General features: G+C 54.4%; 12 protein-coding genes and 1 pseudogene. 1 reads left to right on the top strand and 12 read right to left on the bottom strand.

Features of this window, described 5'->3' with window-relative positions; translation table 11 throughout:
- The 10 genes and pseudogenes from ACP5J3_RS07250 to ACP5J3_RS07205 form a co-directional block, all read right to left on the bottom strand.
- A pseudogene (locus ACP5J3_RS07250) lies at positions 1-459 on the bottom strand (NAD(P)/FAD-dependent oxidoreductase); the annotation flags it as partial.
- Positions 410-841 carry a hypothetical protein gene (locus ACP5J3_RS07245; protein WP_428495069.1) on the bottom strand — a complete coding sequence of 144 codons (432 nt, stop codon included), beginning with the start codon at positions 839-841 and terminating at the stop codon, positions 410-412. The pseudogene ACP5J3_RS07250 and the gene ACP5J3_RS07245, both read right to left, overlap by 50 nt.
- 367 nt (positions 842-1208) lie before the next feature.
- Entirely contained in the window at positions 1209-2366 is a 1158-nt protein-coding gene (nrfD, locus tag ACP5J3_RS07240; protein WP_428495068.1) for an NrfD/PsrC family molybdoenzyme membrane anchor subunit, read from the bottom strand.
- An 8-nt stretch (positions 2367-2374) separates the two neighbouring features.
- Positions 2375-3061 (bottom strand): 4Fe-4S dicluster domain-containing protein, encoded by a 687-nt coding sequence (locus tag ACP5J3_RS07235; protein ID WP_428495067.1) that lies wholly within the window; start codon positions 3059-3061, stop codon positions 2375-2377.
- Positions 3058-5100: a molybdopterin-dependent oxidoreductase gene (locus tag ACP5J3_RS07230; protein ID WP_428495066.1), complete on the bottom strand. Its 2043-nt coding sequence runs from the start codon at positions 5098-5100 to the stop codon at positions 3058-3060. Before ACP5J3_RS07230 ends, ACP5J3_RS07235 begins: the two co-directional genes overlap by 4 nt.
- Positions 5101-5190: 90 nt before the next feature.
- Positions 5191-6234, bottom strand: coding sequence for a molybdopterin-dependent oxidoreductase (locus ACP5J3_RS07225; RefSeq protein WP_428495065.1), 1044 nt, complete (start codon positions 6232-6234; stop codon positions 5191-5193).
- 82 nt (positions 6235-6316) lie between these two features.
- Positions 6317-6754, bottom strand: a complete 438-nt coding sequence (locus ACP5J3_RS07220; protein ID WP_428495064.1) for a hypothetical protein — start codon at positions 6752-6754, stop codon at positions 6317-6319.
- A 31-nt stretch (positions 6755-6785) separates the two neighbouring features.
- Positions 6786-7340, bottom strand: a complete 555-nt coding sequence (locus ACP5J3_RS07215) for a hypothetical protein (protein ID WP_428495071.1) — start codon at positions 7338-7340, stop codon at positions 6786-6788.
- Between the two features lie 21 nt (positions 7341-7361).
- On the bottom strand, positions 7362-7757 hold the full coding sequence (locus ACP5J3_RS07210; RefSeq protein ID WP_428495063.1) for a hypothetical protein: 396 nt from the start codon (positions 7755-7757) through the stop codon (positions 7362-7364).
- A 239-nt stretch (positions 7758-7996) separates the two neighbouring features.
- Positions 7997-8551: a hypothetical protein gene (locus tag ACP5J3_RS07205; RefSeq protein ID WP_428495062.1), complete on the bottom strand. Its 555-nt coding sequence runs from the start codon at positions 8549-8551 to the stop codon at positions 7997-7999.
- Between the two features lie 161 nt (positions 8552-8712).
- Between ACP5J3_RS07205 and ACP5J3_RS07200 the strand changes: the two genes are divergently transcribed.
- On the top strand, positions 8713-9066 hold the full coding sequence (locus tag ACP5J3_RS07200; RefSeq protein ID WP_428495061.1) for an aspartyl protease family protein: 354 nt from the start codon (positions 8713-8715) through the stop codon (positions 9064-9066).
- Positions 9067-9075: 9 nt separating this feature from the next.
- Here ACP5J3_RS07200 and ACP5J3_RS07195 read toward each other — a convergent pair whose 3' ends face one another.
- Positions 9076-9657 (bottom strand): acetate uptake transporter, encoded by a 582-nt coding sequence (locus ACP5J3_RS07195; protein WP_428495070.1) that lies wholly within the window; start codon positions 9655-9657, stop codon positions 9076-9078.
- 60 nt (positions 9658-9717) lie between these two features.
- The coding region (locus ACP5J3_RS07190; RefSeq protein WP_428495060.1) for an AMP-binding enzyme at positions 9718-10184 on the bottom strand (467 nt) is incomplete at its 5' end.

Here is a 10184-nt window from a genome sequence, read left to right as displayed (position 1 = left end):
CGCGCAGGTCCCCACGATCCTAAACGGCGGCTTGCCGATGGAAACGCCGGCGAGATCGGCCGCTATGTTGCTCACAACCCACGGCGCGTAGCTGTGTAGAATTGTCCCAGCCATCCCCACGGGGACGTTAGGCGCCGCGACGTCGCCGACAACGTACACGTCATCGTACTTCTCACTTCTAAAATCGCCGTTTGGCGGACTCCTCGGCGCGGCCCAGCCGTTCTTAACGAGGTCGCTCCCCAGCACGGGGTCGGGCGCCTTGTGCGGCGGCACAATAAACGCCGCGTCGAACTTAACCCTCTCGCCAGTCGTGGTCTCCAGCTCGTTCTTCCCAAGACTCTTAATCGCCTGCGTCTGCCCCACCCCTATGTACTCAATGCCTAACTGCTGTAAGAAGCCGGAGATCCACCTAGTTGCCACGGGGCCGAAGCTCTCGAAGGGCCGCTTCAGCGGGTGCACCACTGATCTTCACCTTGTCTCTCAACCCCCTGGTGAGGTAGTAGAAGTGTGTCAACATCGCCAGCTCAATCGGCGCCGGTGGGCATCTATAAGGCAGTGAGTAGACTCCGATCACCACGTGGCCCTGTTTTAAACTGCTCAGCGCCTCGGCCACCTTAAGCGAGGGCTCCAACTCCCATGTATGGGGAAAGCCCGTGTCCACAGTCACCGCTCCCAGCGCAACGACGAGGATGTCATAGGTGAAGTCTCCCGCGGTTGTCGACACCTTTCTATTTGCGGCGTCTATTTTCGTCACTCTTGCCTTTACGAAGTTTATACCACGGCGCTTAAGGTATTCCAGCGGCACACTTATCTGCTCCGGCTTTCTGTAGCCAAACGCCACGTAAAGATACGAGGGGCGAACTCGGTCCTATCCTTTATATCGATGACCATGATCTCCACCTCCTCCGGCTTAAATAACTCCCTAACCTCTTTAGAAATCACTAAGCCGCCGGTGCCGCCGCCCAGAACCAGTATTTTTTTGGCATAAAACGCGTTTCATTGGTATATTTAAGTATTGGTAAAATTCCGTACATAGTTGTATACAGAAAAAAGAACATAGTTCGGAAAAACAACCTCTTCTACACTTCTTGTGAGAAATCAATATGAAGACTTTCCTTAAAGGCTTTTAATAAGTCATATTACTAATAAAATTTAAGATACTGTTCTATATACAAAAAATATAATTTTTATTTAGTTTTTGAGGCAGTTTACTTAAAAATATATAAAGTTTTAGGTTTCTCGCCTGGCTTTAGAGGTAGAAGCAATACGCCGAGTATTAACAATGCTATGTACACCAACACCGACCCGGTGAATATCATCATCTCAAACTCTGTAGGCGCATAGTGGACGTGGCCGGCCTCTCCAAGATAACTCTGGATAAAGGCTATCTGTGGGTAGATTAGCAAGTTGTATTTACTCACAAACCCAGCCACCACGAGCAACAACGTAGCTAAAATGAGTAAGGCCATGTTCTTTCTATAGTAGGCCACTATAGCCACTATAAACGGCAAGACTAGTAACAGAAATACATCAAATACGTAAAAGGTAGGCGTAGACACTATTTCTCTGTAGGCTTCCCAACTGGCTGGGTTGTAATACGAGTTAATCACCATCCACCCCTTTACGAATGCTAAAATTGGTAAAGAAATCATTAATATCCTAGAATAGTACCACGCAGTGAATTCCCGTACGCCTAAGCTACGTGCAAAAAGCGATACGAATAAAGCCTGGCCAGCGGCGCCTATTGCTATAGCGCTGATAATGAAGTAAACAGCCATGTGCGGCCCGTACCACGCAGGTATAGCCATGACGTCGCCAAATACCTGGCCTAGGTTGCTGAAGACTAGCACGGAGGCGATTAATACAGCTAGGGCAATGACGAGCTCAAGCGATTTCATCATTTTTAGTTTTTCACTTACTTCACCACGTATAAAGTATATTAATTCAACTAGTAGGAGAAGTCCCTCTATCATGTATAGTAAGGCCATCCATGCAATTGCTGAACGAGGCTGGAAGAACAGCGAGAAGCCCTCCTTGGTATGGATAAACATACTCATCGCGGCAAGCGGTCCTTTTGACAAGTCCATTAATATCATAATCCACGCCGGGATAAGTGATGCCAGTGAGAAGAACACGCCCAACTTAATGATCTTCTCATACTCTTCGTTGGGCCCCTTATACCCAAATACTGTGTAAATCGAATTCACAATACACGAGCCCGTGGCTACTAAAGCAAAATAGACATATCCAGGCACCAGTAGGCCCCAGGGGATGACCTCGGCATGTCTATGTTCACTACCCTGCCAGATCAGCACAGCTCCCGCCGCGATTAAAACCACTGCGAGGCCCGCCAAACCCCACCTCATATTCCTGCTCATAGCCCCACGTAGTATACCAACCCTCCCCATTTATTAGCCGGCTTAGCTACGCCCCTACGCACCAAGTCAGCCACCTCGTCGTTGGGATCGTCTAAATCGCCTACCATCCGAGACTTTGTAGGACATACCTCTACACATGCAGGCGTCCATATCTTGCCATCTCCCTTATATCTGTGGTAACAGAAGGTACACTTATCAACGGCGTCTGCTCTAAAGGCCCATTTATTAGGTACAGGCGGTTTAAATATCACCCCGCCGTATTTAGCCCCCTCGGCCGCCTCCCTCACTAGCGGCTCCTCCATAGCTTTTTCAGCGGTTTTAACCAGCGGCCCGTATCTCATGCCGTATGGACATGCCACGACGCAGTAGCGGCAACCGATACACAGATCTTTGTCTACCAACACAATTCCCTCCTTGGTCTTGTAAGAGGCGCCGGTTGGACACGCCGTGACACAGGGCGAGTTCTCACAGTGGTAACATAGATATGATATATACTCCCTAGACGGCGTGGGATCCTCCTTCTCCCTCCACTCTACCCACGTCCTAAGCCAAACAGTCTGAGGCCTGCCGATGTCTGCAGTCCGTGCGGCGGTGAACACCTGGCCGTTCTCCTGCACACAAGCGGCTACGCACGCGCGGCAACCGACGCACTTATTAAGATCAATGACAAATACCGGCCTCATAGCCTCTCCACTTTACTCACTTCTACTACTGTATTGCCCATGGCCCCCGGCGTGCCGAGCTTCCCCGCCAGCATAGGTCCTAGGTAGTTGTCGTCGCTGTAGCCAGACCTCAACCCCGCCAGCTTCGCCGCCTTCACCCTCAGCCTGCCCCGGGGCACCAGCCAGTAGTGGTAGATGGCTATCACATCCGGCCTCACCATCTTCGTCACCCTCACCCTAAACCTAGCCGTCGGCACCTCGGCGACGCCCACTGCCTTCAACTGCTCCAACACCTTGGGGGCCGCGGGCTTGAGCTCAACCACATCGCCGTCCCCAACCCCCAGCTTAGCCGCGGTGTCCGGGTGGATCCACGCAGTCAGCAACTCGTCCGGCGTTAACGTGTCAAGGAGGAGGTTGTTCTCCGTGGCGCTGTGAGTTTGAGTGAACGGGCCGTGGCGGTATAGGAACAGAAGCCTCTTAGGCGGGTCGGGGGGCACGAGGCCGTTGATCTCCACGTCTGGCGTCGGCGGGCCGGTGGCCCACATGTACTCCGGCCTAGCCATCCCGGCGTACAGCGGCACAGGCGAGAAGAGGGGATCCACGCCGCTTTTAGTGCCCTCCAGATCGGAGGGGTCGATTGAAGTGGCTGGTTTTCCGAATACCCTCTTCACGTCGTAAGCCAGGTTTATGCTGTAGATCTCCACCTTGCCGCTCGGCGTGGGAAGCGGCGCAAGGCCTTGCGTCAGGGGAGAGTTGTAGTGTATCTGCCTCCAAAGCCACTGCTCCTTATCTACGCTGTACTGCACCGGCTTGAACACGTGGACCTTCACCTTCACCTCCTTGCCGAGGGCTTGGCTCCACCGCTCGTCTACTACAGTCTCGACGCGGCCGGTGGGGACCAGCACCATCCAGCCCCCCATCTTGTACAAGTCGTCCACCGTGGGGGCCCTCACCTGGCCGTTTTCGTCCACAATCCTAATACGCCTAAAAGTGGCGTTGATAAACGTCTTTAGGTTGGGTATCGGGAAGATGCCGTCCTCAGTGATCATACCCACAGGCATGTTCTGAGACCAGTCGGTGCCGTCTCTAGCCTTGACCCCCATCTGCTGAAGCCTCCGAGCTACCATCACCAGAACCTCGAATATCGTGCGGCCGTCCCTAGACCTGAACTGCTTGTCCAGCTCCCCCGGCTTCCCGCCCTGCTCAAGCTTCTTCATATACTCCTCGTAGTACCACGGGAACCTCACGGAGATGGCGGGGAACGGCGAGAAGGGCCCGGGCAGGGCCAAATCCATGCGCTCTAGGTATGGAAGATCGGGGAGTATCAAGTCGGCGAATGCGGATGTATCGCTGAACTGTATATCGTGTACAATTACTAAATCCAGCTCTCTGAAAATCGCCTCGACGAGTTTGCTGTTGCCGATCTGCGGGATAGGGTTAGAGCCGGTGATAAACACCACCTTTGTCTTAAACGGCTTCCCATGGACAACGCTCTCGTACAGCGCCTGCACCGTGTCGTAGGAGTAGAGGTAGCCCTCTTTCTCCGCCTCCACCGCCCACTCCTCCGCCAGTGATGGCACCGGCGGGGCGCCGCGGTCAGAGGGGCCGGGCAGAGGCGGGGCGACTGGAATCACGTAGATAGCCGGGAGGTTGGCAGGCACGTATTCGCTGAAGGTGAGGCCTCGGATTGTCTTGTAGGGAACGTCCTTCTTAGTGTACTTCAGCACCTTGGTGTAGACGTCCGCGTACGGCATGATTAGGTGCGTCAAGAGGAAGAGACCCCCCGGCTGCTGGATGCGGCCCAGAAGGGCCATCAAGATGCCGACTGCGCGCCATGTCTGCGGCGAGTTGCTGTAGCGGGGGTCGTGCCACCCGATAGGGGCGACGGCTCTGTACCTCGCCACTATCTCCGCCGCCCTTCTGAGGTCGTTGACATTTACATCAGCCTCCCTCGCCGCGGCCTCCATGTAGTCGCCAACCCCGTGCTTCTTGGCGAGGGCTGAGAGGTTGGCGTCTACCCACTCCTTGAGTATCGTCAACGCGGTCCTCGCCCTCGCCACGCCGCCGTCCTTCAGCTGGACCTCGTACTGCCCAAAGAGGGCGGGCCTCTTGGCCGCGTTGTCGGGGGCGGGGGCGCCAGCGGCGGAGTCCTACACAACGTAGGCGAAGTCCTTGGGCTCAGACAGGCCGTACTTATCCCAAGCCACCTCCGAGGCCAGGAGGGGCAGTCCGTCTTCCTTTATGAGAAACGGCGCGTTGGTAAACCTAGCCAGATACTGCTCGATGTAGTAGCCGTTGTCAAGGACATATTTAATGAATGCTAGCAACACCGCCAGGTCTGTGCCTGGCTTAACCGGTAGCCACACCGTGGCGTAGCTGGCCGTCTCGTCGAAGACGGGGCTGAGCACCACCAGCTTCGCCCCCCTCTTCACCGCCTCCATGAAGCGCCACGTCTCCGTCACCACCCCCGCGCCGATTACGTTTCTCCTAACTACGAGAATTGCCTCCGCCTCGGAGTAGTCGACACATACAGTGTGGGCTTGGTGGCCGTGGCCCCATGTTAGCCAGTGCCCCAGGTAGCGGGGGTATGTACAGTAGGGGTTGTCGAAGGTTATCATGCCGCCCCCGTAGGCGTCGGCGAAGCGGGAGATGGGCACCCCGGCCCTCATAGACGCAACGGGACCCCACGCGCCGAAGAGGAAGGTGAAGGCGCGGCGCTCGTTGTTGTCGGCCAGCTCCTTTAGCTTCTTGGCAATTATCTCAATAGCGGTGTTCCAGTCCACCTCAACCATGTCGTCGTACCTCCCCCTCGACTGAGACAGTTGCCTCTTCGCCTCCTCCCAGCTGATCTTGCCCTGTACCCAATCTACAAGCGCCTTCCTCGCCATGGGCTTCTTCACGGCGTCTGGGTTAAGCCAGGCGTTGAATGTGCCGGAGGCCCCCCGGGGACATATCCCCAAGGCGCTGGTTGGGGCGTTGGTATTTGGCCTTATTCTCACCGGCTTGCCGTCCACCACGTCGATGTAGATTGCGCACTGCGCCATACACATACCACAGATAGAGGGGATAGACGCCACGGAGACGCCGGCCCTAAGCGCCTCGCCTGCGGTAGCCTTAAGCAGAAGGCCAGAGGCGCCTGCAACAATACCTATTGTGACCCCGGCCTTAATCGCATCTCTTCTAGAGATAGACATGCGTCTACACGACTTGTTATGCATTTAACTCTTGTTATAAAACTTGGTCATGCTGTGTACAAGATTTATAACTTGTGTACCTTCAGTCGCAGACAACCTTGAGGATTTCTTGACTCTCCTCGCATCTACACCCCATGCCGGTCAGCAACCCCCGCACAGTGTCGCGGAGCTGGGGATCGTTAATCCTAAAAACGCCGGGGGCAATCCTGTAGACGCCCATCGCCTGGGGCCCCACCCTCGTCAATACTTCTAGGAACTCCTGCGGGGTGTAGTACGCCTTGAGCAGAGCGCCTGCGTTTAGCCCAACTTCGTAGCCCCCCCTTCCGATCCCCACCGATCTGGCTATTCGACATATATGAATCATATCTATGGGGTCGACGCCGTGATCAACGGCGTCTATAACCGCTTTCAAAGCCGCGGATATTACGTCAGAGGGCTTGCGTCCCATTTTCCGTACCTTCTGCGAAAAAGTGTCGGCAAGAGATCTCTCCACTGCTAGTCTTGCATATTTGTTAACCATGTACAGAACTGTACAGTGGATATAAATATTGTCAACACGTGACCTCTGCGGTGATCGTAGAGTCCCCGTAGGAAATCTTCACCACACACCCAAACTGCTTTACAGCCTCCTCGGCGAAGTAGCCCAGGCACTTCACAGAGAAGGACCCCGCCGAGGTGAAGACAATACGCCACGTGTCGCCGCCCCGGCCGAGGGAGAGCCTAGCCACCGGCAACATTGAGAGAAGCTGGGTAGCCACCGACATAAACTCGCCGAAGCTCTTAAACTCCCCCGCAACGGTTTTGCCGAACTTAGCCCCCACCTCCCTGAGGAAGGCCTCTACCTCAGGATCTTCGCAAATCCCCCACTTCTTAGCCACCAGCTCTAGGTAGGACAGTGGGACGGGCACCGCGTCGAACGCCATAATTTTCTCCATCAGCCTCCACATCTCTATAGCTCTGGTTGGAGTAATGCCGCGTTTTAAAAGCTCTAGAGCCAGCTTCAAGGAATCAGAGGCTAGTCTCAACACGGAAAATCCCTGCGACTTGGCCACTGTTGACAGCTCCTTAGCTACCTCACCCTCCACAGGCACTGTAGATCTAGACATAGGCCTTATACACCTCCTCACCTATTTAATTTTATATACCTTTTCAAGAATTGAAATAAGTTTCTCAGCCTCATCAGGTTTTTCAAGCGCCATGTACTTCGTGTAGTTGATAAGTAGGAGAATGCTCTTCTTAACGGCGCTTAAGGCGGCGGTCTTCGCAAGCCCCTCGCTGGCCCCCTCGCCCTCTTCCTCGGCGATCTTAACCCAGTAGGACAGTAGCCCAGCCCACCTCTCCTCAACCCAACGCTTCCTCAGAAACACTTCAAGCGACTGTAGCTCCTCTTCCACAATCCTCTCCGCCTTCTCCACCTCTGCAACGCGGCCCTTGTTGTGCTCCTCGGCAAGGAAAACATTCACAACTCTTACAGGGCTGTAAAAAGAGGAGTAGAGAAGCGCCAGCGAAATCAAGACGCCCACTATATTAGGTATATAGTATTACAGGATATAAATCGCCCTCCAACCTCTAGACGGCTAAGTCCGATATGAAGATCAACGCCCAACTCCGCTTCTCTCTAGGTTTAGCATCCCCCACAGTGCACACCAGAACTGGCTATCTTTATACCCGGAGCCGCCTAATGGAGCATAGTGAAGCAGATCTATCTCTTATTAACTCGCCTATGGCCGCGGTAGTCTAACTTGAGTCAGCCAGCCACGTGCTAGCTCTGCTTTGTCACCTCTCTGCGCTCCATCTCTCTCCTCGTCAGGAGGCCTTGGATTATCGCGATGTACATCCTTAGCTTGGGGTAGTAGTCGAGGAGGTCCTCCCTCCCCGTGGCCTCATACTCCTTATATATGGCCTCCGCTATTTTCTCTAGCTCAGCTACGTCGTCCCAGGTATAGTCTTTTATCTCTTTTCTCAACAGCTTCAACAGCTTTTCTCTAATCTCTTCTGTGTAGTACTTAGACCTGGCGACGGGGATTAAAGCATCCAGCGCGCCGCGTAGAAGCACAGCCTCTGGCTCGGCCACCAGCCCCTTGGCGCTTAGGAAGCGGATAAGCGTGTCGCTGTAGCTGTAAAAGGCCCTGGCCAGCGACTTGATCTGGCCACTAAGCTCAGTCCTTACAGACTCGATCTTGTTATCAAGTTTTTCAACCCATCTTTCCAATTTTTCAATTCTTTTATCAAGAATATGATACAACACAACTATGACAATTGCCACTAAGGGGGCCTGGGCGATAAGCGAACTTAGCACAACGCCTATATCAATCACGTGTAGATCAGACAGCTATACTTATAAACGTTTTTACCACCTCGTAGAACGCAATAACTCAGCCCAGTTGTCAGTAATGATGTCTTAACGCGTCCGAACCCCAGCCATAATATATAGAGCGCATTCTGCTTACATTTTTAAACTTGTGAGTCGTTTTTTATGTGGGCCTCGTCTATGTGGATTTAGTAGTTAAGCATGGGGGGCGCAGTAAATGGGTTAGAGCCCTTGTCGACTCCGGGGCGACCTACACAGTCCTCAGGAAAGACGTTTGGGAAGAGCTGGGCCTCAGGCCGATGGGCGAAATGGAGTTTGTCCTAGCGGACGGCACCGTGGTGAAGAGGGCGGTGTCTGAGGCCTTGATCGAGCTTCCGGGCTACGGCGAGAGGCACTCCCCCGTCGTGCTGGGGGAGAGCGAGGACGAGAATATCCTCGGCGTCGTGACGCTGGAGATCTTCGGGCTGGTGCTCGACCCCTTTAGGAGAGAGCTTAGGCCTATAAGGGCCTTGATGAAGTAAAAAAAAGGATTATTTCTTGGGCTTAACCGGAGGCGGGCCTAGGAACGCGCCGGCCGGCTTCCCCCACATCTCGGCCAGGACTTGGGCAAAGGCGGCATACCAGGCGGCTAACGCGGTCAGTATGCCCACATAGCCCCCGGCCACCGTGGCGCCTGCGGCTAGGAGGAAGAAGGTGATCCACAAGAGGAGGAACACGACGAACAGAGCCGCGTTGGTCCTAAACGTGCCTATCCACATGACGAAGGTAAATATGCCGAAGGCCCACAACACTATGGGGACGTACGGCAGAGACTGCGGGAAGAAGGCCACCGTGAGGTAGAACCACTCCCAGAAGGCGCCGTATGTGAAGAAGGCTACGTAGCCGAATGTATTGCCCTTGAAGTACTCCAAAATACCAGCGACGAGTTGCGCCAGGCCTCCGTAGAACGCGGCTAAGCCGAGCACTACAGGCACGCCCTGCCCGCTGAGGAGGCCTGCGTTGAAGCTACTCAACACAAGCGTCGTCAACGCGAAGCCCGAGAGACCTAGAGGCGCCGGATTTGCCGTACTTCCGTTTGCCATAGACTTAAGATATCTCGGATTTTTAAGTATTGATACCAAAGAAATCCCCTTTAATAAAGTAAAAAATATTCTTTACAAAAATTTATTTTATTATGATACTTCCTTTTTTAACTCCTCATACGCCGTCTTCGCCTCCTCCACCGACGTCTCGTCCTCTAACGTGGTGACGTCGCCGAGGGGCGCCCCTGTGGCCACCGCCTTCAATAGGCGGCGCATGATCTTGCCGGAGCGGGTCTTCGGCAACTTGGTGACGAAGAATATCTGGGCCGGCTCGGCGATGGGGCCGATGGTCTTGCGGACGTGCTCCCTCAGCTCCTTCCTCAACTCGTCGTTAGGCAACACCCCCTGCTTCAACACCACATAGGCAATAGGCACCTCACCCTTGATGGCGTCAGGTATCCCTACCACCGCTGCCTCAGCCACCGTGGGGTGCGATATGAGCGCCGACTCCAGCTCGTAGGTGCCCAGCCTGTGGCCGGCGACTTTAAACACCTCGTCAGCCCTCCCCAGCACCCAGATGTAACCGTCCTGGTCCTTTATGGCGTAGTCGCCGGCGT

Origin of the sequence: Pyrobaculum sp. (genome assembly GCF_049971835.1) — an archaeon.
GTDB lineage: Archaea > Thermoproteota > Thermoprotei > Thermoproteales > Thermoproteaceae > Pyrobaculum.
Note: the sequence above shows the minus strand (reverse complement) of the source record. Positions and strands in the feature narration are given on the sequence as shown.